This window comes from Ferdinandcohnia sp. GQ5 (genome assembly GCF_059759275.1).
In genome coordinates this window covers 170863-194292 of sequence record NZ_JCAXEW010000011.1, presented here as the reverse complement: position 1 = coordinate 194292, position 23430 = coordinate 170863, and the positions used below count along the sequence as shown (strand labels likewise).

Below are 23430 nucleotides of genomic sequence, written 5' to 3'. Positions count from 1 at the left end.
AAATAATTGAATATTTGTATACAATTATATTTCTAAATGTTTTAAATGTAAAGAAAATTTAGTTTATTTTAATGAAAAATTTTTCTTCGTTTACAAATAATAAAAAAGGCGCTAGCCCTATTAAAAAGAGCTGCGCCTGTTAATATTTAATTGCCCTAACTGTTGAATCTGATCTATTGTATTCGTTACGTTCTGTAACGTATGAAATAACTCACTCACTATTTTCAAGAAGAGCTGGATCGAATTGTCCATTCTCGATATTGTGTAGATACAAGTTGATGCCTTCTTCTTCTTGTTTGTTATATTCAACGATTTGTTGCTGCGACTCCTGGTGGCTGAAGTCCATTGAAGGTTTCCATGTCTTCCTGGATTTCAGTAAGCATTGTTTCAAACATTTAAATCCCAATACGGCAAAAAATCAACTTTGATGTGGTGGATATATAGAGGTTCCTCCATAAGATTTTGGAAAACATCACCTTCCATTCAGTGCCACTATATTGATGACAATATAAACCACTCCCGATAATGGCTATCTTCTTAATCAGGAAGTGGTCTTTTATTTGAGATTATTTGGGGACGCTTCATCCCAAAATGTACTTTTTAGACAACCATTTTATTTGGTTTCTAATATACTTAATACATTTTTTACAGAATGTGCCGATTTTGCAAGGGCTGTTTTTTCATCATTTGTTAACGGAATTTCGATTATACTTTCAATTCCATTACCACCTAAAACGGTTGGAACACCTAGGTAAATATCCTTATAGCCATATTCACCTTCTAGATAGGCAATAGATGGTAAGATTCGTTTCTTATCTTTAAGGATTGCTTCTGTCATTTCGACCATCGAGGCAGCTGGTGCATAATAGGCACTACCTTGGCCAAGCAAGTTGACGATTTCGCCTCCGCCTTTACGCGTCCTTTCCACAATAGCTGCTATTCGTTCTGCTGGCAGTAATTTTTCAAGAGGTATGCCTCCTGCATAGGAATAGCGAACAAGTGGAACCATATCATCCCCATGTCCACCCAGAACAAATCCTGAAATATCCTCAATCGAAACTCCCAATTCTTCTGCAACAAAGGTATTAAAACGAGCTGTATCTAGAACACCTGATTGTCCAATAACGCGATTCTTTGGAAATCCTGTTGTTTTATAGCACACGTAGGTCATTGCATCGACTGGATTACTCAAAACTAAAATGTAGCTATTGGGAGCATACTTCTTAATATTATTTGAAACTTCAATCATAATCTTTTCATTTGTTGCTACTAAATCATCGCGGCTCATACCTGGTTTACGCGGAATACCAGCGGTTATGAGGACTAGATCAGCGTCTTGAATATCTTCATAATTAGAGGTCCCTGTAATGTTAGCGTTAAAGCGCTGAACTGGACTTGCCTCTAGCATATCAAGGGCTTTCCCTTTTGTAGGATTTGATTGTGAAGGAATATCAACTAATACAACATCTCCCAGCTCTTTTTGAGCTAGCATAAGAGCGGCTGTTGCACCGGTAAACCCTGCACCAATGACAGCTAATTTCTTTCGTGTAAAAGCCATTTTTCTCCTCCGTTCTTAGTCATGTTGTCTATCCATTAGATAAATATTATTCTGTTTTCTCATCTTGCTTAGGCTCGGCTTTTGGTGTTTCACTCTTGACGTTTGTTGCATTCTTCTTAGAATTTCTTGTATTACGTTTTGGTGTTGCTGATTTTGTAGGTACTGGTGAACTTTTTCCCTTTTCTTCTTTCTTACTTTCAAATAATGTAGAGTTGATTGATTCATCCGGATGTGGGATGACATGTGCGGAAATAAGTTCCCCCACTCTTCTTGCCGCCTCTTTTCCGGCATCTACAGCAGCTTGGACAGCACTCACATCGCCTTGAACTAAAACAGTAACAAGGGCTGCATCAACCTTTTCTTGTTTTACCAACGTAACATCCGCCGATTTTAACATTGCGTCCGCCGCCTCAATCGAACCGACTAATCCTCTCGTTTCAATCATTCCTAATGCTCTACCCACGTTCATTTCACCTCTTTTTCTACATCAACAGAATCTATAATTCCAATAATCAGGGCATCTATTGGTATCTTTTTTTCACTAGAAGATAGATTAGCAGCTGCGCTTCCACGGGTTACAAGAACTTGGTCACCAAATCCAGCTCCAATCCTATCTACTGCAACAAATGGAACTCCAGCATTCGTTCGGTCTGCATGTTCAGGTTGCACAATTAAGAATTTTAATCCTTGTAACTCATCCTCTTTCCTTGTAGCCCAAACGTTTCCAATTACTGTCCCTAATTCCATTTAAATTTTCGCCCCTTTTGAATCAAGTATCCTGATGTCTATTTGCATTTCTCTAGCGGTATCTCTAGCTAACGGTGTCATAATTGTATTAGAATCCACTTCTATGAAATTCTCCTTACAATCCTGTATATCACGCCTTGTCAAAATCTTTTTCTTTTTAGATCGTAGCTTATCCTTTTGACTTGAGGCAGTGGTTTCATTATTTGCTTCTACAAAGCGCTCAAAAGTGCCTACCCTTGCTCCAAACAATAGGAGTGAATCAATATATCCTCTTAGGTGAGTAACATATGCTTTATTAATGGGACTCTCGGAAAATAAACGGTCCTCTAAATAGATAGTGGGTACAATTGTTACAGGAGTTGACTCCATGAAACATCGAGAAAGTAATTTACTTTCGGGTGTGTCAAATATTCCCAAAGCCCCTTTTACAAGCAAGTCCTGTGTTGCGTGCATAAAGAGTACATGGTTGATATGATCCAATCTTACTTTTTCCTCGCCCACATAATTGCTAATCGACCATTTCGCTTGTAATTTCGATAATTGTTCAGGCGCTGCAAACGAAATATCCCCAACTACTAGTAAATTTGGTTTCTCTATTATATGGGGGTCCTTTACCGATAGCCTTGCAACAACTTCTCCTACAATTCTTTCAATCATCTCTCGATCAATCATGATCCGTTCTCCCCATACTTAACAATTCTCCCAAATGTTTTTCCTTTTAAAAAACCAGCATTCGCTTCATCTGTATCGACATGCATTTCGAGTTCGTATTTTGGTGAAACACGAATTAACACCTTGCCAAAAGTAATCGGTCGTTCTCCTTGAACCTCTATCTTCACATATTCTCCATCTTCTACACCTTGATTCTGTGCCTCGTCAGGATTCATGTGAATATGCGCCTGGGCAATGATTAATCCTTCTTTTTTGTAAATACTTCCTTTAGGTCCAACAATAGTAACTGGTGCTGATCCTTCAAGATTACCAGATTCTCTAAGAGGTGGCTTTACGCCAAGTTTAATAGAATCTGTTTGACTAATCTCTACTTGGGTCATATTACGCGCAGGACCAAGAATGCGCACTTTTTCAATGCTGCCTCTTGGTCCCACAATCGTAACGAATTCATTTGCTGCGAATTGTCCAGGCTGTGACAAATCCGCTTTTTTTGTTAACTTAAATCCTTCACCAAATAGTTCTTCAAGGTCACCTATACTCAAATGGCAGTGTCGAGCAGAAACTGCGATTGGAATAGAATAAGGTTTTGCCTTTATCCCATTCAATTGGGAAACAACTTCCTCCACAATCGTTTCTATGAGACGTTGATTCATGTTTCATGCTCCTAACCTATGTGTCTATTTATTATTCTTGGATTTCTAATTTTGGCAAAATGCTTTCTAATTCATTATGTGGTCGTGGAATAACGTGTACTGAAATGACTTCCCCAACACGCTGAGCTGCAGCAGCTCCAGAATCAGTAGCAGCCTTTACTGCACCTACATCACCTCGGACTAAGACTGTTACAATGCCTCCACCAACGTGTACTTTACCTACTAAGTGAACATTTGCTGCCTTTACCATCGCATCAGCAGCCTCCACAGAAGCAACTAGTCCTTTAGTTTCAATCATTCCTAATGCTGTTAATTCTCTACTCATTTTTATTTCCTCCTATAGGTTCGTTTTTTAATTTTTATATTTTAATAAATTTGTTAATTCATTTGATATTTTTTTATAACTTGGTTCACCATTTCTGCTACTTGCTTTTCATCAATTTCATTTTTCGATGGTACTTTGTTCAAGATTTTTTTTACAATATCATCAATACTTTGAGGTTTGCTCGTTTCTTGTTTACTAGTTGTATTTGAAGAGGATGGTTTAGGAATCGAAACTTCCTTAATTCCATATGCCATTCTCTTGATATTAATTAGATGACGAGCTGTTACATTATCAGAAGTGATATTCCCACCAAAGGAACCACATCCCAAAGTCAAGGATGGCAATAAGCCTGTTGTTGCACCCACTGCCCCAATTGACGAAAGTGTATTTACCATCAATCTTGAAACTGGCATTTCAAGAGCAAATTCATTTGCAACTTTTTCATCATTTGTATGAAGCGCTAAGCTATGTCCTCTTCCACCTAAATTAAGAAGCTTTGTACAATATTCTTTCGCTTCTTCATAATTATCTGCTGTATAGAAGCCAAATATTGGAGAAAGTTTTTCAATTGAGAACGGTACACTTTTTCCCACATTCGTTTCTTCAGCAACTAATATTCTGGTATCAGACGGTACAGTAAATCCTGCCATCTCCGCAATTCTAGCCGCACTTTGACCGACAATTGCAGGATTCAATTTTCCTGGCTCTGGTGATATGAGTTTTTCTAGATTTGCCTTTTCACTTTCGTTCAACATGTATGATCCATTATTTTTTAGCTCACGAATCACCATATCTTTAATATTCTTATCTACAACAAGCGCTTGCTCTGTTGCACAGATGGTGCCATTATCAAAAGATTTACTATCTACAATCATTGAAACGGCCTTCGAAACATTTGCTGTCCTTTCAATATAACAAGGTACGTTTCCTGGTCCTACACCATAAGCTGGTTTGCCAGAGCTATAAGCAGCCCTTACCAAACCACCACCACCAGTTGCTAAAATAACGTCAATATCACGATGCTTCATTAATTCAGATGTTGCAGCCATGGAAGGTTTTGAAATCCAACCAATCAGCCCTTCTGGAGCTCCAGCCTCAATCGCTGCCTGTTCACAAATTTTCAGTGCTTCTACTGTACATTTAATGGCATGTGGATGTGGACTTACAACAATTGCATTTCTAGTTTTCAAGGAAATCAATGCCTTAAAAATAGCAGTCGAAGTAGGGTTTGTCGTGGGAATAATCCCAGCTACAACTCCGAAAGGATAGGCGATTTCTGTTACTCTCCTCACTCGGTCCTCATTAACAATTCCAACCGTCTTTTCATCTTTAATTGATTCATAGACGGCCATCGAACCTACTTCATTCTTTATCTTCTTATGCTCAACAATACCCATCCCTGTTTCTTCAACAGCCATCTTTGCAAGTTCAAGTGATTTTGAATAAGCAGCTTTTGCAACACGTTCAACAATTTCATCAACCTGCTGCTGTGTAAAGGACAAGTACTTCAGCTGCGCTTCTTTTGCGCGTTTAACCGCATTGCGCATTTCTTGAATGGATTGGAGATCTTGGTCAAATTGCACAGGACAAACTCCTTTCTATTTAATATTTCAATGGATTTTCAGCAATCCGTAGAATACTCTCTCGGAACGCATCGGCTGCTGCCTTACAAGCAGATTGTGAACCTGTCAGCAATCCTCCACCAAAGTTCGTTTCAGACGGTGGTCCAAAAAACTTAACTAATTCTACGTCTGCAGCCTTCAAAGCTGCATCTAAACCATATACTGCTTCAAGAGGAGGTGCGATTAAATAAGCAATCGGTTCTCCCTGATTGATACCTGCCTCTTTTGAGAGGTAAGAACCAGAACTAGAAATAACATGAGCATATATTGCATGCGTTTTTTCTGAATCAAACGCTTCAAAATATGCATCAGTTTCAGCAGTTTGTAGTACAGCTTCTATTCCACTTTGAACTTCATCTGGTGTTGGTCCTGCTAAGATACCTATCATTTCACCAGATAGAGGTCCTGAAGCATGAGCAGACCCAGCGTAAAACGATCGCGCATAGACAACATCAACAGCTGCCCTTTTCGTTGCTTCATCTAAAGCTGTGTATCCAATATCATCAACGGTTGATGTAAAGATTCCCAAACTTCGCTGATGAGGTCCAAGGTTCAATTCCCTTCCCAAAACAGGATCTACATTTGGTATGATACGAACAGCTAAAATATCAGCATAAATTCGCTCTAAGGCCAAATTGATTACCTCCTATGATTCTTTCTGAACCAGTGATACTCCACTAGCTTCATATTTTAATATTTTTTGAATCACAGTTCCGATATAAGCACCGGCTTCTACAGGGGGAATACCGCCCTTATGGATGTTTGAAATCACCATCCGGTCTGCTTCAATTGTTCCTATTCTTGGCTGGTAACAAAGGTATGCGCTTAAAGATTCTGCACTAATAAGTCCCGGGCGTTCACCAATTAAGAGAACCACAACATCTGGTTGAAGGATTTCACCGACATCGTCCATTACAGCGACTCTACCTTTTTCAATATAAAAGGATGTCCCTGTATCAATGCCAAGACTTTTCAAAGATTGTTGTAAAGAGAGGTAAACATCTTCCACATTCTCTTCGACTGCGCTTGAGCTTAACCCATCAGATACAATAATTTGAACTGTCGGGGTTTTCTTACATTTTTCAAGGATTGTTTTCTTTGCTTTATCTGATAATTTTCTTCCAAAATCAGGTCTGCGAATATAAACCTCTTTATCGTTTACCTTCGTTTCCACCTTAAATAGTTCCAAGCTTTGTAGAAGCTTATCATTCACCATTCCATAGACAGCATCTACAGCTGCAGCGTGGTCATATCTAAACTTTAACCAAGTATTCGTTTTGGGACGAAGACCAGCTCTACCAATTCCAATTCGAGCAGGTGTTTTCGAAACTAATTCCTTAAGCTCATCTGGGTTTTTAGGATTTTCAATTCCGGTTAGTGTCTCAAGGTTGGTTGGTATATCTGATTCCTGTTCGATTGGCCCCTCTGAATTATTGGTATAAGGCTTAATCTGAATAACATCCCCAAAAGATTCAGTACTTTCTTCATGAACTGTAGAATGGAATGTCTCTTTCTTTTTTGAATTAGAAGAATGATCCCAAAATGTAACAGCTGTTTCTTCTTGTTTTTCAACAACAGAATGCTGTTCATCTGTGCCTTGTTCATTCTGTAACTTTTCAATAACGAGCTTAGTGACCATCTCAACTAAATCTGGATTCATTTGATTCATCTCCTAACGTGAAAAAATGGTTGGATCTCCTGCAACTTTGCTAAGTTTTCCATTTTCGAATATGCCCATTTTTTCCAGCCATTCCGCAAATAGTGGGGATGCACCTTTGTTCAATGTTTGTCTTAATGTAGCTACGTCATGGTAACTGAGTGATTGATAATTTAGCATGCAATCATCCCCCATTGGTGTAGCGATGACAAAATTCACTCCTGCTGCAGTCAAAAGGACACTCAAATCTTCAATATCATTTTGGTCAGCTTTAATATGGTTTGTATAGCAAATATCTACACCCATCGGAATTCCGTGCATTTTCCCCATAAAATGATCCTCTAATCCTGCTCTGATAACCTGCTTGTTGTTATACAAATACTCAGGGCCGATAAATCCAACAACAGTGTTGACAATGTACGGGTCATAGTAACGCGCAAATCCATAATTTCTTGATTCTAATGTCATTTGATCGATTCCAAAATGAGCTTCTGCTGATAATTCGGAACCTTGCCCTGTCTCAAAGTACAAGCACTGTGGACCGGTTCCCGTTCCTAAGGTTCGAGCCATGTCCCTAGCTTCCTCAAGCATCGTTGCTGAAATACCAAAGGAACGATTTGCAGACTCAGTTCCAGCGATACTTTGGAAAATCATATCTGCTGGTGCTCCTTGTTCGATGGCTTTCATTTGTGTTGTAACGTGAGCTAATACACAGTTTTGTGTTGGAATCCGCCAATCTTGAATAAAATCATGTGTAGCATGAAGCAACCGTTTTACACTTTCAACTGAATCATCTACAGGATTAATTCCTATAACGGCATCTCCTATTCCATAAGAAAGCCCTTCTTTTAATGATGCAATAATTCCTTCAACATTATCTGTTGGATGGTTTGGTTGAAGACGTGATGCTAGGGTTCCTTTCTGTCCAATTGCAATGTTACATTTTGTGACAATTTCTACTTTATTTGCAGCATGTACTAAATCGAGATTAGACATGATTTTCGTAACAGCTGCAATCATTTCACTATTTAAGCCTAAGCTCAGGCGTTTAAGGTCCTCTCCAGTTACCTCATCATTTAAAATAAATTCTCGTAACTCTGCCACAGACCAATTTTTAATTGATTGATATACTGGTTCTTTCACCTGACTTTCTATAATTTTTGATACTTCATCCTTTTCAGGAGGGAGTAGTGGATTTTCCCGAATATTTGAAAGTGTTAATTGACTTAGAACCTCTTTTGCTGCAATACGTTCTTGTACTGTTTCAGCCCCAATACCAGCTAAACGATCCCCTGATTTCTCTTCGTTTGCTTTTGCGAATAAATCTTTTAATGATGAGAATTGATAAACTGTACCCAAATAATTGGTTTTCAGCCTCATTTGGCCCCCTCCTTTCTTAATGGTGGAATGTTAATGTTTTTATAACTACTGGGACAACACTCGTTTGTAGAAGATGACCAATGTCAATATAGTCACCATGTTCAACTCGAATTTGATCGATACATATGATGCTTTGTGTTGGACTTTGAACTTTCAATGTTTGCCCTAATGCCTTTGCATGATCACTTTCGAGAACGATAACCAGTGGCTGTTTGGTGTTTATCTTTAATTTCATAGAATCCAAGATTGCTTTGGCAAATGCTTGGATATCCTTAAAGCTCAAATAAGGAATTTCTGTAAAATACAAGGCAAAATTTTGTCCCTCGTGATTCGGGTCATAAATTTCAATAGCCTGTTCAACAGATTTTCGTAGTTGCTTCAATCCTGTGTCTAAGTTATTCCCTAATGGAACTTGATAAACAGGCAAGTTTCGAAGTGGTAGGTCATTGCTATCAACCTGGATTGTAGCGCCACTTATTTCAGTAGTTTGTGTCCCAGCACCTAGTACTGTTGCTCGTACAGTCTCATCAGGTTGAATCCAAGTCCACTTAGATAACTCTTTGCTCTCTTTTAAGGATGTGGCTAGCTTTTCTCCGATGTCGTCATAATCTACTTCACTTGCTGATGCGGATTCCTGACGATAGATACACTCACTAATTCCACCTGAGAACATGATCGTTTCAATTTCTTCCTTCCAATTTGGCTCATGTCCTAGAAGTAGGACTTTATCTGAGTCAGTCAGTCTTCTTTCCAACATTCTAGAAATGACTGTTGCCATATAATCCGTTAGCTTTTTCTCCTCAGAATTGTTTCTGACGTCTCCTTCTTTAACTGAAACGCCCCAATGATTAAATAGCTCTTTAATTGGTGGAGAAATACTTTTAACTCTTGAGTGACTATACTCAATGAGCCGTCCACCAATATGTAGGGTACAGGTTCCACATAGTTTTCCTGACTTATAAACAGCTACGTTTGCCGTTCCACCACCAATATCTATATTGGCAATAACTTTTCCTGCCTTCTTCGAAAACTCAAATGCGCCAGAACCTTTTGCCGCAATAATTCCCTCTAAATCTGGACCTGCAGTTGCTACAAGAAAATCACCAGCATGATCAGATAGTTGATGAACCATTTGTTGGGCATTTTGTTTTGTGGCTGTTTCACCTGTGATAATGACAGCCCCTGTTTTAATATCATTTGCGGTAATTTTTGCCTTTTCATACTCCTTTTTGACAAGCTCTTCTACTTGCTCAATATTTATTGTTGTAGAATTCAATAAGGGCGTTCGATAGATTGGGCTTCGATGTAAGACTATTTTATTAACAATCTCAATACGTGGCATATGTGTTCCGCCAGCCATATTCATTAATGAAAATTGACTGATAACAATCTTAGTAGTACTGGTCCCAATGTCAATTCCAGCACTTAAAATTTCCTCACTTTGAGGCTCATACTTTTTGATGTAGCTCACCTCATTCCAAACTAATGACAAAAGAAAAAAAGGCACCCTATACAAACTGTCATTATTGACAGGTTATATAAGGCGCCTTTGCCTAGTAAATTCATTTGTTATATTAATAATATAATCTAATGCTATATTATTGTAAAGGTTTTCACACGAAAATGAGTAATTCGCTTTGTTTTGTTTCAGCATATTCTCTCATATCTAGCATCGTGTTACAGTTTACTAGATCCTTAATTTCCTGAATACCTTTACCAGTAATGGAGGAACTAATTACAATAGGACCGTTTGGAATAACTCGTTTTAGTTGTTGAACGGCTGAATCGATATCAGCATTTTCAGAATCACTTTTTGTCACGACCCCAATTGGGAGTTTGTTGATACCTGTGCTAAATCCAGGTGGAAAAATTGTTTTTTTTCTAGTCGCATCCTGTAAGAACAAAACATGAGTCACTTCAAGTGATGTAGCCATAATATTTTTATAAAATAATGGATTTTCGGTGTACTCACCAGGTGTATCAACAATCCAGTCGTAATAAACTAATGCCTGAGTTTTTACTGCTTCTACCTCTCGACCTAAAAGAGCATTTGTTAAAGTAGATTTACCAGCACCAATTGATCCAATCAACATCGCTCTATTTTTTCTAGCCATTTTAATACTCCTTTACGATTTAGTAATGGCTGCCGGGGTATATTTTAAGGTTTCTGATAAGAATCTATTAATCTCTTCCATTGCCATTTCGACAGAAGATACTGTTCCTACAATCACTAGACTACCAGTAAAGCGGTCTAAAAATCCAATTTCAACATCTGCCGCTTTCGTTGCAAGATCACCTGCAATAATTACTGTTTCACTTGGAGTTAATGTAAGAATACCAATAGCTCCAGCCTGCTGTATACCTAATTTTTCAAACATATCAGGACCTGGGTTTGCGATTAAGTGACTCAATGTAACCTGTTTTCCCGGAACAAATTCCTGAATAAATCGCTGTTTCTCTTCACTCAACCTTAAAAACCTCCTTGTTTTATGCCTCTAAGCTGCGTTTTTGTTCTACTAGGTCTTCCTTCGGTAAGTACTCATCTTTACCAATGATTCCCGCTTCACGATCTTTTTTCTCTAATTCCAAGGCCTTCGGTACAGATAACCAATAAGCCAAACCAATTCCAATTGCCCCTGCGGAAATTTTGCCAACTATAATTGGAAGAATTAATGTAGGCTGGAAATTGGCTGTAAAGGATAAATGATCTCCAAGTAAGAAAGCAGCACATACACCAAAAGCGATATTGATAACTTTATCCTTTGGAGGCATTGTTTTTACTAATTTGAACATAGCAAGGATATTTGCAATAGTCGCAATTAATCCAGCACTTCCTTCTTTACTTAAGCCAAGCTTTCGACCAAGTGCTTCAAGTGGTCCTCCCGCGTATTTCTGTAATAAATATACCATCGGGAATGCACCTGCTAGCATAATTCCGATATAACCAGCTGTTTCAAGAGCACGGAATTGATCATCAGCATCTGCCATGATTGGATCGAATCCCCACGCACCGAATACAGTTGAGAATAAGCCTGTAAAAATTTCAACAATCGAGAAAACAAGAACCAGCTTAATAGCAGCGTCCATGAGTCGGCCAAACAACATGAAACCTTTGATCATTAAATCTGGTAGAAAATATAAACCAGCTGCAATAAGTACTACAAATATGAGTAATGGACTTAAGTTTAATAATATTTGACCATATCCTAAGGCAAATTGATATTTTGCTTCACCAGATGTTGATATAAAATCTCGTACCGTTGAGTTTGTAAATACGATAATTGTACTAGAAATGAGTGCGCCAATCGGGATGGTTAATACCCCCGCCATTACTCCAAGGGCCATATATTTATGGTCACGTTTATCAAGCATCGCTAACCCCATTGGAATGGAGAAAACAATCGTTGCACCTGCCATAAATCCAACAATCATCGCCATAATCCAACCCTCTTGGGTTTCTTTTAATACCTCAGCTAATTGGTAACCACCCATATCAGTTGCTAAAATAGAAGTTGCTGCAATAGCAGGATCTGCACCAATCGCTGAAAATACTGGGCCAAATACTTTATCGATGAACCAAGATAAATAAGGAATTGATGCCATAATCCCCGCAGCAGGTACGAAAATATGTCCAACTGCATGTAACCCTTCCATAAATTGAGCACCTAACCCATCATCACTGTTTCGAATTGCAGCAACAGCCCCTGCAACCGCACAAAGCATGATGATATAAATTACAATTTGCCCTACCATTTCCATTTAAATATCCCTCCCTGTTCTCTGTTATTATATAAATGGAGAATACGTATTTTTTCACACGATAGACTACCCTTATAAAAAGACAAAAAGGTACTGTACGGTATAAAAATGGATATACCGTTACAGCACCTTTGCTTCGTCTATTCACTTGTAAAAATGTTACACATCATATTTTAATATGATGTGCTTTGCTACCTTCTCCAGAGTAACCTGTTTATTCATACTAATCTTTCTCATTTTTTTAAATGCATCATCTTCGTGTACATTAAACTTTTTCATTATAATTCCTTTTGCTTTTTCAACTACTTTTCTTTCCTGTAATTGTTTATTAATATTCTGAACTTGTTCACGATATGAATTTGCATTTTCAGCTTGTTTTAATGCGATTTCCACAGCTGGAATTAAACTTGCTTCGGTAATAGGTTTCACTAAGTAGCCCAAGATATTGGCTTGCTTTGCCTTATCAATATATTCACGTTGACTGTAAGCCGTTAAAATAAGAATTGGAGTATGTAATTTTTTTGATATAATTTCACTTGCTTTTAGGCCATTTAATTTAGGCATTTTAATATCCATAATGATTAAGTCGGGATTTAGAGAAAAAGCTTTTTCTAAAGCCACTTCACCATTGCTAGCTTGCGCGATTACCTCGTATCCGTTATCCTCAAGCATCATTGCTATATCCATCCGAGTAATCGACTCATCCTCAACTACCAATACCCTTTTTTTCATGCCTAATTTCCCTCCTTTTTATATCGGGAAAACAACTGAAGCAACGGTCCCATTCTCAGCCTTGTGAATTTTAAATTGACCTGACAAATCATGTTCAATTAGAGTTCTTACTATATCTAACCCTAATGATGATTTTGATGGAGGTGAATAACCTTCACCATTATCTATTACTTGAACGATGATTTGACTATCCATTTGCTGTAATTGTACCTCAATTTCACCTGATTCAATTGTTTTAAATGCATGCTTTACACAGTTTTGGACTAATTCATTGACAACAAGTGCAACTGTAACTGCTTTATTGGATTTGATTTGTATATTTGGGCCAGAGTATGATAACGAAATATTCTTATCTACCCCTGATTCCTTCACAAGTTCATTTCCAATCTTTTCAATTAATTGATAAAGATCAACATCATCTACAGTTGAATTTGATAATATGATTTCATAAACGGCAGCAATACTTGTTATTCGATTGAGACTTTCCTCGAAATGAATTTTACTTTCTTCAGGAAGCCCTCTTCTCATTTGTAAACGTAATAGACTCGCTACAGTCTGAAGATTATTTTTCACACGATGATGAATTTCTCGAATTGCAACTGACTTAACAATAAGCTCCCGTTCTTTCTCTCGTAATTCAGTTATATTCTTTAAGATAACAAAGAAGCCGTATTCGCTTTCCTTCATGGATAGTCTTATCTTCTTCACTTGAAAAAACCTATTCAAGATCGTTAGTTCTTTGATTAGGAGGTCTTCTGGATCTTCAAGAATACTATTTATTTCAGGAAAAAACTCAATTAACATCCGATCAACCCAATGACCATCCGCATAGGTCTCTTGAATTAAGTTAGATGCTGATGGATTACAATAAACGATTCTCCCCCTATCATCAATTAAAAACAAAGATTCCTCAAGCATTTCCGGAATGATTGGACGATTTTGTGTGATTCCGACCAAAATTTCGCTCAATGTCTCAGTTGCTTCTGATAACGCTTCCATCTTTTCCTGAGTTTTTAGCTGCTCACTGATATCTTTTTCCATGATTAAGGTTCCGATGACTTTATCCCTATTATTTTTAATTGGGACAACACTTTGATTTACGGTTCTACCTTCTTGTGTTAATGCACGATTTAGAAAAATTGGTTTGCCTGTCTTCAATGAAGATAACACGGAAGGTTCAAAAACATCATAAGCAAATTTACCGACAATAGGTTTTGAATAGATGGATTTAGCTGTTGTTGGTGAGGCTTCTGCTACAACAATTGCATGTTTTCCCTCTTTTGTAAGGCAATCAACAAATACATTTGCCTTATTTAAATCTGCAATCAAGAATAAGTTTGCAGCCACACTTTTTATAATTTCAATGTCTACCTCAGATAGATTTGTGTGGAGGGTACACAACTCCTCAATCTTGTTGTTTGTCATAGTACTTATCTCCTGTTTCTATTGAGAGCAATATATAATAAGTATTATAAGAGTCTTATATTTTTATGTCAATATTATGAATTTAATAATTAATATGATTAATAGACTTTTAGACAAAAAACAGGAATAAAGAATGTCAATTGACATTTCATTATTCCTGTTTTTTTACAAGGTTTATGATAATTGAGTAAGCTTAACGCCACTTACCTTATGTTTTAAAACCCTTTCTATTATGTCAGCAAGGTAAGCACCCGCTTCGACAGGAGGAATTCCACCTTCATGTATATTTGAAATTACCGTTCTGTCTGCCTCAACCGTATTTTCTGTTGGTCTGTATATAAGATAGGCACTAATACTTTTGGATGTAGCAAGCCCTGGTCGTTCACCTATCAAGGAAATCACTACATCACAATTTGTCATAGAAGCGATTTCATCTTGAATCCACACACGACTTCTTTTAATAAAAACAGGTTCTCCCATTGAAATATTTTTCACCTGTAATCCTTGAATTAATGAAGGTAGTAAATCTGGTATATTGGCTTCAATCCCGGTGGAGCTTAGGCCATCCGATATGACAATTTGGACTTGTTTGTTTTTTGATAGATTTTTTTTAGCCCAATCTCTAGAAGTATCATTTAAAAAACGACCGCTATCTAAATTCATTAAATATTCATCCATTGATTTTGATTTGGAATGAAGGACAGGTAAATTCATTTCTTTTAAAAATTCCTCTGATACTCCATTAAATACTGCATCCTGTGCAGCAGCATGGTCGATCCGAAAATAGAGATATTCCTTTGTTTTGAATCGTGTCCCTGTACGACCAACTCCAATTCTTGCTGGTGTTATCGCCCTTGCTTTTTCGATGATGTCATAATCAACTGGATTATCTACTCCAATTTCTCTTTTATTCTCCACAATAATATGACTATTGATGTTTTCTTGTTGATCATTGGTGCTGGATACCTTTTTCTGTTTTTCCAATTCTTCAATTACTTGATTGACAATGTCTTGAATATCCATTCCATCATCTCCTATTATTTAAAAATAGATAAGTCTCCTGCTCTATCAGTTAATTGACCATTTTCCATAATCCCCATTTTTTCCATCCAAATTTCAAATTCTCTTAATGGTCGTAAACCTAGCATCTCTCTTAAACTAGCATCATCATGGTAACTTGTATCCTGATAACTAAGCATTACATCATCCCCGCCTGGAACTCCCATATAAAAGTTCGCCCCAGCTAACGCCGTTAACATTCCAGCGATTTCCTGGTCATTTTGATCAGCTTGCATATGATTTGTATACGTTGGCGCAATCCCCATTGGAATTCCATGTAATTTCCCCATAAAAAGATCCTCTAAATCCGCACGTATCATTTGTTTTCCATCGTATAGAGTTTCTGGTCCAATAAATCCAGAGACATTATTGACCATAAATGGTTTCCAGTGGCGTGCAAACCCGTAGGTTCTTGACTCAAGGGTTTGCATATCAACACCGTGGTGAGAATTGAGTGAAACCTCAGAACCTTGTCCAGTTTCGAAATAAAATTGATTCGGACCTGCTGAAGTACCGTGTTTAGCCATTAGGTCTGCTGCCTCATCTAAAATAGACTTTGAAACTCCAAAATCATCATTTGTTGAATTTGTTCCAGCTAAACTTTGAAAAATGATTCCACTTGGTGCCCCTTTTTCAATAGCTTTCATTTGAGTGGCAATATGTGCTAATACACAATTTTGTGTCGGAATTTCCCACTGCCTCATAAAATCATGTGTCATGTGTAAAATCCTAGATACAGATTCTACTGAATCGTTATTAGGATTGACTCCAATTACTGCATCCCCTGCCCCGTACGAAAGTCCTTCCTTTAAAGAAGCAAGAATTCCTTCTAGATTGTCATTTGGATGGTTAGGCTGACAGCGAAAAGCTAAACGGCCTTGTTCCCCAATTGTTGTGTTGCAGTGAGCAGTCGGTCTAACTTTCTGTGAAGCCATCACCAAATCGATACTGGACATTAACTTTGCAACAGCAGAAATCATTTCACTCGTTAGCCCTTTACTAATTCGTAGCAGTTGGGAAGAACCTGTGTTGTGCGAGAGGATGTATTCCCTTAATTCACCAACTGTCCAACCCGAGATTTCTTGATAAATATATTGATTAATATCATCATAGATAATCCTTGTCACTTCGTCTGATTCATATGGAATCACTGGTTCCTTGTAAATGTCCTTTAAGGTTAACTCACTTAAAACAAATTTTGCTGCCATACGCTCCAAATTCGAACGAGCTGCAATACCCGCCATAATATCCCCAGATTTTTCCTCACTTGCTTTTGCTAAAATTTCTTTAATGGACTGAAATTGATACACTTCATTTTTCAATGTACATTTAAACATCTTTAAGCCTCCAATCTATTTAATCTTCTTCACAATTCAGGATTCGGAAAGCGCTAACAATAATAAGTTAAATAAAAAAGGCACCTTAACAACAAGCCATAAAAATGGCTTCAGTTAAGGCACCTTTACCTGAACGTTTCACTTTTTAACAATTATAGCAAAGAGTGTAAAAACTTGAAAGGTTGTTTTTCGTAATGTTATATAATTGCAGGTTTGATCACTTTTCTATTTTATTCGACCGATAATCCATTCCAAACAATTTATATTTTTTCAGAGACCCGGGTAGCATCTTAAGCAATCCAACCGGCAATTTCTCGCAGTCTTCTTTCGACCTTTTAAAGCGGAACAACTCCTTTACCAATCTCTAACATAACGAGGGACGATTCAATTGTTACGTTTTTGTTTTTCGTAAAGCAAGGTCTCCAAAATTTCCATAAACCTACTTCGAATGTTGTCATTGTTTTGGTATTCGTAAGCTCAGTTGCAATCCATTTTTCCCGTCCCTCTTATACCAAGGTAGTTTCGGGCTCACATTTTGTTTCCCACTATCGGAGCGAATTACCATCATAGGCTATTATCCAGCTACATCGGTTATTCTCTTCTCCTACTAACTTCCTTCCCGAGAAGGCACCGCCAATAACGAGTTGCATTTCCATCCCTCTTCATACTGCATTGATAATAAAACACCCTGACCATGTGAAACCGAATCCTCCCAAAAGGTTTTTAAAGCTAAGTATTTTGATACTATGTAGCGAATGACACCCACATGGGTAATGACAAGAATATGCTTCCTCTCATTAGTTGGACGTTCCATTACTTGTAGAAATAAATCATGGAGAAAGGCATCAATTCTTGATTTGAAGGTTTCCGCTGCCTCACCGTTTGGTATTGGTATTGCTTCCCAATCATCAAGCCACTCCTGATAACGTGGCTCATTTTCTAAGTGATGATATGTTTTTCCCTCCCAATCACCAAAGTCTATTTCTCTTAATCTTGAATCTATAGTAGCTTCCGTCGAAATATTTAAATAATCAAATGTTTCTTGGCACCGTCGTAAATCACTAATAAAGATAGAATCAAATTCCTGCTTTACTAAATCTCTTTTTAACTCTAAAAGTTGATGTAGTTCACTTTTTATAACTTGTCGGTCCGCATGCCCTAAATACCGTTTTTCCTGATTCCAGTCGGTTATCCCATGACGAACGAGAAATAAGTCCACATTATAGCAAGTCCCCATAATTCGCCTCCTTCTATTACGGTACCAAGTAAATCTCCATCTGTGCCTTTAAGATCCCATTATCGATCTGATAATAGAAGAACAAAACTCAATTAGCTATTTTCCCCTCCTGTTTTTGAACGCCAAAAAACGCTTTCCCTCAGGAAAGCGTTGTGGAAAGGCAATTTATATACTGCTCGTATATAAAACTTGCAATCTATCTATTAAATAGCAAACATATATTATTTAGAGATTGCCGCTCTTTAAACATTCCTTTCCTCGAGGAAGCTTAAACAAAACAAATAGGCAGGTCTCCTGACTTGCAAATTAACGGTTGGATACTCCTTCCCATGCTAGTTGCACAGTGGATAAAACGTAACCTTCCTCCTTGCTTACAGTGGCGGGACCGTGTTGGAATTGCACCAACTTCCCTCTTAGTCTTAATTGGCTCACCAGGAGCACATTAAGAAACCTATTTGTTAATATTCGTTTTTTTATTCTAACTGCATTATAGTCCAATCATATACATTTGTAAAATATTGTTACTTCCGAAGCAAAGTAAATCGTAAGGTAATTTGAACCTACTTAAATTACTTTAGTTACATATGGTATTCGGTTAAACACTATCAAAATAGACCTTATGTTAATCCAATGATTCTACGGTAGATTAGAAATTGCCATTCTCGTCCACCCCATCTATCCAGTAAAGTCTCCTTACACTATATATATTTAAAAATATTTTAATCTCTAAAGTAAAAACTGTGACAATCATAAAATAGTTGTCACAGCCATTTATTTTAGAGCAATGTTTTATTCACCCAACTGTTGAATTTGATCTATTGTATTCGTTACATTCTGCAACGTTTGAAATAACTTACTATTTTCAAGAAGAGCAGAATCTAATTGTCCATTCTCGATATTAGCTAGAAGCAAATTAACGCCTTCTTCTGCCTGTTGGTTATAATCGACGATCTGTTGATGGAGGTCCTCTGCGACTCCTGGTGGCTGAAGCTCGTTGAATGAATTCATGTCTTCCTGCATTTCAGTTAACATCATTTCAAAATCAGCTCTTGCTTGTTCATCGGTAACAGCCTGTTCTGCTAGGCTGGGAGCATCGTTAACAAAAGTACTAACCTCATTGACATAATCCGTTGCCTCATTCACATACGTTAATGTATTATTAACATCCTCAAGGACAGAACAAGCCCCAAGAAATAGTAACCCTATTAAAGAAATAACTAAAAATCGTTTCTTCACCATATCCCCTCCTGTTTGTAAGCATACCTTATATACGATACGAAACGGGAAAGGTTTCAAATTTCTTTCTACCCCCTTGTTTCTAAACTTCAATTACTACTATTGAAACGAATCCTCGAAAAGAATTATATGCTTGCGATTTCCAATTCCATCACCATTTATATCCCAGTAGGGTAAAAAATCAACTTTGATATGGTCGATATATAGTGGTTCATCCATGAGATTATGGAAAACATCATCTTCTCGTTCAGTTCCACTATATTCGATGACAATATCTAAATCACTTTCGGCATGAAAATTGCTGTATAAACGACTCCCGATAATGGCTATCTTTATTATTTCAAGATCAAAATCGTCAAGTGTCTCGTTAACATGAGACATGATCATTGATGCTATTTCACTCTTGGAATATTGACTTAACCCGTACACCTCAACAGTACCCAGAAAGACACCTCTATTCTTCTTTTAAATAATGTATACAACTTTAGTAGTAACCTTGTGTCCCAATTTTTAGTTTTTCCTTTAGTACATTCATCACTTATTAACTGTCCACTTTGTGTGATGACCATTAAGAAGTAATGAGGTAACCTTGGTTTTGAATGTCTACATTAAATTGGATATCCATTTTCAAATTTGTATAGTATTTTGTTCTCCAATTTTTTAATTCCTTACGTGTTAATTCTCTCCGAAAGAATTGACCTATTCCAAAAATATCTGCCTTATTCTCTTTTGTTTTTAAAATCATATTGTTAAATCGTTCACTAAGTGCTTGGTTTAATTCCTTTTTAATTTCATTTAGAGAAGGCTCTCCTCTTGTTTCCAATATCACTACCTTCAACTTAATCTTACTTTTTAAGAAGGGTTGGTTGTTATGAAACGAACCTTTGTGGTGGATTGTATTATTAACTATCCGAACAGTTGCTTTTTCCATAACCTCAATTTCTCCTGAACTACTTTCGCCTTTAAAGATATTATATAATAGCGTTTCATCCGGACTTATTTGATCTACCATTTTCCCATTTTTAACGATGGCTGATCCTATTTGTTCCATAGGAAATTCATCCCCTGAACGAATTAAGGGGATTGCAACATCATACGTATAGGAATGGATTCCTCGGTAAACTTCCCAAACTCTTGTAAGTGCAATATCAGGATCCCAACCTGCATTCTTCTCAAAGAAATCAACAGTTGTTGAACCAACTAATCCAATTGTATCTTTTAACTTTGAGAAGAGCACATTTATATCCTCATCACTAATGGCTACCAATGCTTTAGGTGAAACTTCACGGGAACGCATAAATCCTCCAATAATATCTTTTACACCGTCCTCTGCTGCTCCTCTTTCTATTATGATAAGTTTTACATGAAGTAGATCGACCCTGCTTTCTAAATTTCTACTGATTGTGTCAATCGCCTTTGCTATGGTTTTATCTTTGAAAGATACGATCCTTGATTCGATTTTCCCAGCATTTGATACTGGTAGATTAATTATAACTTCATATTCATTCTCTATCTTAGAAACACCGAGAACAACCGGAAGTAATCGATGGTTGATATCCTTATTATCCCAGCATCCCGTCAAAGGTAAAATCGTAATAAGTAAAATTGCAAATGTATATATGACATTTTTATTAAATAGTTTCATGTTTACCCTTCCTTTTTCTGACTCCCCAGAAATAGATCGATAATGGAACAGCTATAAATACGTAGAATCTTAATAATGTATTCCACCAAAATAGTTTCTCAACATCCTTCCAATCTGGAATCAAAAAACAAAGAAAAAAGAGTAATGAGGATAATATATACAGAAGGTGGACTGGTTTAATACTAGGCACATAACGATTTATAATAAGGATTGTTTTACACATAACAAGAGAAATATATAAAATCATAAAAGAAATTAAACTTAATAGGAAAAAGAGAGTCACTCTATCAAACATCAGCCAACTAACGTTAATTGAGTCAGCAATGACTACAAATGGTAAAAAGGTAACCGAAGCAGTAGCTTGGCCTAGGGTAAGAATAGGAATATAAACGGAAAAAATAAAAAAAGGAATAAGTAGTAATGCCGAAAAAATGATGTACTTTCTCTCATACGAAAAATAAGGTTGTACAAATCCAAGAAACAAAAAGCCACCTGAAAACACAAAAAAGCTTTCATAGTAACTCCTACTTGTAAGGAAGTTAAGATCAGGTGTTACAGGATTAAAATATCTCCAATCCACATTTTGAAATGATAAGATGAAAACAAATAAGAATAGTGGGAGAAAAATAATAGCCAACATTAAACCTGTCCTTAAAACCGTTTCCATTCCGTTTTTTGCAACATATGTTGAAACAATCAATAATAAAAGAGTAACCGCCCAAAGTGGCGTAAATGATAAAAAAACAAGTGTAATAATTTCTGAATAAGCTCGAACGGTTATTAATGTAATAATGAAGAAATACAATAGTACCGGAACTAGAAGTAGTATGACAGCACCTTTCCCTATACCCGAGAATATACTAATTAAGTTTTCTCCAGGAAAATAATTTAAACCTTTCATATAAATGTGTAAAAATAACACATGTACAAATATCCCTATCAGAATTGGTAGCCAATGACCTTGTTGCGTACTAGCGATAATATTACTAGGAAACATAAAGAAAATAAGTCCCAAATGTGTAAGCAAATAAAGAATCACAACATGCAAACTTCTTACCACTAGTACTCACTCCTCCCAGTGTTAATATGAAGATAGGATTTTCCAAAAGTATTTATACTAGCCATATGGGCACAGATGATAACAAAGCCCGTTACTAGTCCAAACACACCAAAAATAGATGCTAGAATGACATTTAAATATTTGTATATCCTTATTGAAGTGAAGTTCTGTGCACCAATTAGCGTCGAGTTGCCAATAGTAGTTGCTGCCAGAATGATAATTAATAGATTGCTTACTAATTTTGCTTCAACAATTGCTTGTCCTAAAATAATCCCACCAACCATTGTAATTGCTGGACCAATAGACTTTGGTAGTCTTACAATCGCTTCAAGTATTAGTTCAAGTATTACCAGCATTATCAATACCTCTACAATCGCAGGGTAAGGAACTCCTTCTCGACTTTGGAGAACCGATAAAGCAATTTCAATTTGAAGAACTTCGGGATTAACCGCTACTAACGCTACGTACAAACCTGGGCTAATTAATGCAATAAGCATCCCAATCACCCGTAAACAACGGAGCGCAATCATAAGAGGTTGTGGAAGATTACGATCATTCTCAACGATAAACATATCCCATAACAAATTCGGTAAAATGATGGCAAAGGGTAACTGGTCTATAAATAGAACTACTCTCCCCCTTTTAAGAGACTGTGACGCATTATAAGGAAGCTCTGTTGAATTAAATTTTGATATGGTATCCCAAGTTGAAAACTCGAACATTTTCGATAAACCTTGTATATTGCTTATATCCATCTTTTTATTTTTTTCAATAAGAGATTTCACCTTTTCAACAATTTTGGTATCGACCTTCCCATTTATATAGAGTATTGCAAGACTTTTAGGAATATCATTGCCTATCGAAAAGGTATTAACAGTTAGTTGACTTGAGACAATTTGTTTACGCAGTAATCCAATATTAATTTCAATATTCTCGTTAAAAGAATTTAGTGCACCTTTTATGACATTTTCATTTGTTGATACGTCAATCGATCTATTTAGCATCTTGGAAACAGGCTCAAATAGTATGCACCGGTTTGTACCTTCTATATTAATTACAAGCTTGCCTTCCTTTATGGCAGAAATCACCTTATGACTGCTACCTTCTTTCCTTTCACCAATTACATTCCAGATATCTTGTGTTGATGTACCCTGAGACAGTAACCCATGTGTTAACTTTTGGAGAACGACTCTCGTTTTTTGCATATCAACTAATGTATCTAAACATAACAAGACAACGGCAGAATCCGCTACAATATCACGTTGAAGAAAAAAATCATTGTTCTCACCAAGAATTGACCTTATTTCCTTTACAATAGGATCCATT

At 36.9% G+C, this 23430-nt stretch carries 25 protein-coding genes and 1 riboswitch; all 25 genes read right to left on the bottom strand.

All coding sequences use genetic code 11. The annotated features are described in order from the left end of the window. Positions 1-211: 211 nt before the first annotated feature. Positions 212-391, bottom strand: a complete 180-nt coding sequence (locus tag AC6CHV_RS15185; protein ID WP_341332113.1) for a DUF6376 family protein — start codon at positions 389-391, stop codon at positions 212-214. 222 nt (positions 392-613) lie between these two features. After that, on the bottom strand, positions 614-1558 hold the full coding sequence (mdh, locus tag AC6CHV_RS15180; protein ID WP_341332114.1) for a malate dehydrogenase: 945 nt from the start codon (positions 1556-1558) through the stop codon (positions 614-616). A 46-nt stretch (positions 1559-1604) separates the two neighbouring features. After that, positions 1605-2021 carry a BMC domain-containing protein gene (locus AC6CHV_RS15175; RefSeq protein ID WP_341332115.1) on the bottom strand — a complete coding sequence of 139 codons (417 nt, stop codon included), beginning with the start codon at positions 2019-2021 and terminating at the stop codon, positions 1605-1607. A 2-nt stretch (positions 2022-2023) separates the two neighbouring features. Next, positions 2024-2305, bottom strand: coding sequence for a EutN/CcmL family microcompartment protein (locus AC6CHV_RS15170; protein WP_341332116.1), 282 nt, complete (start codon positions 2303-2305; stop codon positions 2024-2026). Next, the gene (locus AC6CHV_RS15165; RefSeq protein ID WP_498079150.1) at positions 2306-2977 is read right to left on the bottom strand and encodes a hypothetical protein; all 672 of its coding nucleotides are present in this window, start codon (positions 2975-2977) and stop codon (positions 2306-2308) included. Further along, a complete protein-coding gene (pduL, locus tag AC6CHV_RS15160) occupies positions 2974-3630 on the bottom strand; it encodes a phosphate propanoyltransferase (RefSeq protein WP_341332118.1) in 657 nt (218 codons plus the stop codon). Before pduL ends, AC6CHV_RS15165 begins: the two co-directional genes overlap by 4 nt. 31 nt (positions 3631-3661) lie before the next feature. Continuing rightward, complete coding sequence (locus AC6CHV_RS15155; RefSeq protein WP_335393997.1) at positions 3662-3955, bottom strand: BMC domain-containing protein; 294 nt, start codon at positions 3953-3955, stop codon at positions 3662-3664. 53 nt (positions 3956-4008) lie between these two features. Further along, on the bottom strand, positions 4009-5538 hold the full coding sequence (locus AC6CHV_RS15150) for an acetaldehyde dehydrogenase (acetylating) (RefSeq protein WP_498079149.1): 1530 nt from the start codon (positions 5536-5538) through the stop codon (positions 4009-4011). Positions 5539-5557: 19 nt separating this feature from the next. Continuing rightward, the gene (gene eutL / locus AC6CHV_RS15145; protein WP_341332120.1) at positions 5558-6211 is read right to left on the bottom strand and encodes an ethanolamine utilization microcompartment protein EutL; all 654 of its coding nucleotides are present in this window, start codon (positions 6209-6211) and stop codon (positions 5558-5560) included. A gap of 12 nt (positions 6212-6223) precedes the next feature. Beyond that, positions 6224-7237, bottom strand: coding sequence for an ethanolamine ammonia-lyase subunit EutC (eutC, locus tag AC6CHV_RS15140; RefSeq protein WP_498079148.1), 1014 nt, complete (start codon positions 7235-7237; stop codon positions 6224-6226). A 12-nt stretch (positions 7238-7249) separates the two neighbouring features. Beyond that, a complete protein-coding gene (locus AC6CHV_RS15135) occupies positions 7250-8614 on the bottom strand; it encodes an ethanolamine ammonia-lyase subunit EutB (protein ID WP_498079147.1) in 1365 nt (454 codons plus the stop codon). 16 nt (positions 8615-8630) lie between these two features. After that, positions 8631-10076 (bottom strand): ethanolamine ammonia-lyase reactivating factor EutA, encoded by a 1446-nt coding sequence (locus tag AC6CHV_RS15130; protein ID WP_498079155.1) that lies wholly within the window; start codon positions 10074-10076, stop codon positions 8631-8633. A gap of 151 nt (positions 10077-10227) precedes the next feature. After that, positions 10228-10728, bottom strand: a complete 501-nt coding sequence (locus AC6CHV_RS15125; protein WP_341332123.1) for a EutP/PduV family microcompartment system protein — start codon at positions 10726-10728, stop codon at positions 10228-10230. Between the two features lie 12 nt (positions 10729-10740). Continuing rightward, positions 10741-11082: an ethanolamine utilization microcompartment protein EutS gene (gene eutS / locus AC6CHV_RS15120; RefSeq protein ID WP_341332124.1), complete on the bottom strand. Its 342-nt coding sequence runs from the start codon at positions 11080-11082 to the stop codon at positions 10741-10743. Positions 11083-11101: 19 nt separating this feature from the next. Then, complete coding sequence (gene eutH, locus AC6CHV_RS15115; protein WP_498079146.1) at positions 11102-12373, bottom strand: ethanolamine utilization protein EutH; 1272 nt, start codon at positions 12371-12373, stop codon at positions 11102-11104. Between the two features lie 159 nt (positions 12374-12532). After that, the gene (locus tag AC6CHV_RS15110; RefSeq protein WP_341332126.1) at positions 12533-13105 is read right to left on the bottom strand and encodes an ANTAR domain-containing response regulator; all 573 of its coding nucleotides are present in this window, start codon (positions 13103-13105) and stop codon (positions 12533-12535) included. Between the two features lie 18 nt (positions 13106-13123). Then, the gene (locus AC6CHV_RS15105) at positions 13124-14530 is read right to left on the bottom strand and encodes a histidine kinase N-terminal domain-containing protein (RefSeq protein WP_498079145.1); all 1407 of its coding nucleotides are present in this window, start codon (positions 14528-14530) and stop codon (positions 13124-13126) included. 174 nt (positions 14531-14704) lie between these two features. Further along, positions 14705-15553 (bottom strand): ethanolamine ammonia-lyase subunit EutC, encoded by an 849-nt coding sequence (gene eutC, locus AC6CHV_RS15100; protein ID WP_498079144.1) that lies wholly within the window; start codon positions 15551-15553, stop codon positions 14705-14707. A gap of 14 nt (positions 15554-15567) precedes the next feature. Further along, positions 15568-16926 carry an ethanolamine ammonia-lyase subunit EutB gene (locus AC6CHV_RS15095; RefSeq protein ID WP_498079143.1) on the bottom strand — a complete coding sequence of 453 codons (1359 nt, stop codon included), beginning with the start codon at positions 16924-16926 and terminating at the stop codon, positions 15568-15570. Between the two features lie 607 nt (positions 16927-17533). Beyond that, positions 17534-18163, bottom strand: a complete 630-nt coding sequence (locus tag AC6CHV_RS15090; RefSeq protein WP_498079142.1) for a histidine phosphatase family protein — start codon at positions 18161-18163, stop codon at positions 17534-17536. 267 nt (positions 18164-18430) lie between these two features. Beyond that, a riboswitch (cobalamin riboswitch) is annotated at positions 18431-18633 on the bottom strand. Between the two features lie 319 nt (positions 18634-18952). After that, a complete protein-coding gene (locus AC6CHV_RS15085; protein ID WP_498079141.1) occupies positions 18953-19402 on the bottom strand; it encodes a DUF6376 family protein in 450 nt (149 codons plus the stop codon). Positions 19403-19498: 96 nt separating this feature from the next. Next, positions 19499-19828 (bottom strand): nucleotidyltransferase domain-containing protein, encoded by a 330-nt coding sequence (locus tag AC6CHV_RS15080; protein ID WP_498079140.1) that lies wholly within the window; start codon positions 19826-19828, stop codon positions 19499-19501. 139 nt (positions 19829-19967) lie between these two features. Beyond that, positions 19968-21044 carry a Ger(x)C family spore germination protein gene (locus AC6CHV_RS15075; RefSeq protein WP_498079139.1) on the bottom strand — a complete coding sequence of 359 codons (1077 nt, stop codon included), beginning with the start codon at positions 21042-21044 and terminating at the stop codon, positions 19968-19970. Continuing rightward, the gene (locus tag AC6CHV_RS15070; RefSeq protein ID WP_498079138.1) at positions 21031-22104 is read right to left on the bottom strand and encodes a GerAB/ArcD/ProY family transporter; all 1074 of its coding nucleotides are present in this window, start codon (positions 22102-22104) and stop codon (positions 21031-21033) included. The genes AC6CHV_RS15075 and AC6CHV_RS15070 overlap by 14 nt, the downstream gene beginning before the upstream one ends. Continuing rightward, positions 22104-23429 (bottom strand): spore germination protein, encoded by a 1326-nt coding sequence (locus AC6CHV_RS15065; RefSeq protein ID WP_498079137.1) that lies wholly within the window; start codon positions 23427-23429, stop codon positions 22104-22106. Before AC6CHV_RS15065 ends, AC6CHV_RS15070 begins: the two co-directional genes overlap by 1 nt. Position 23430 lies beyond the last annotated feature (1 nt).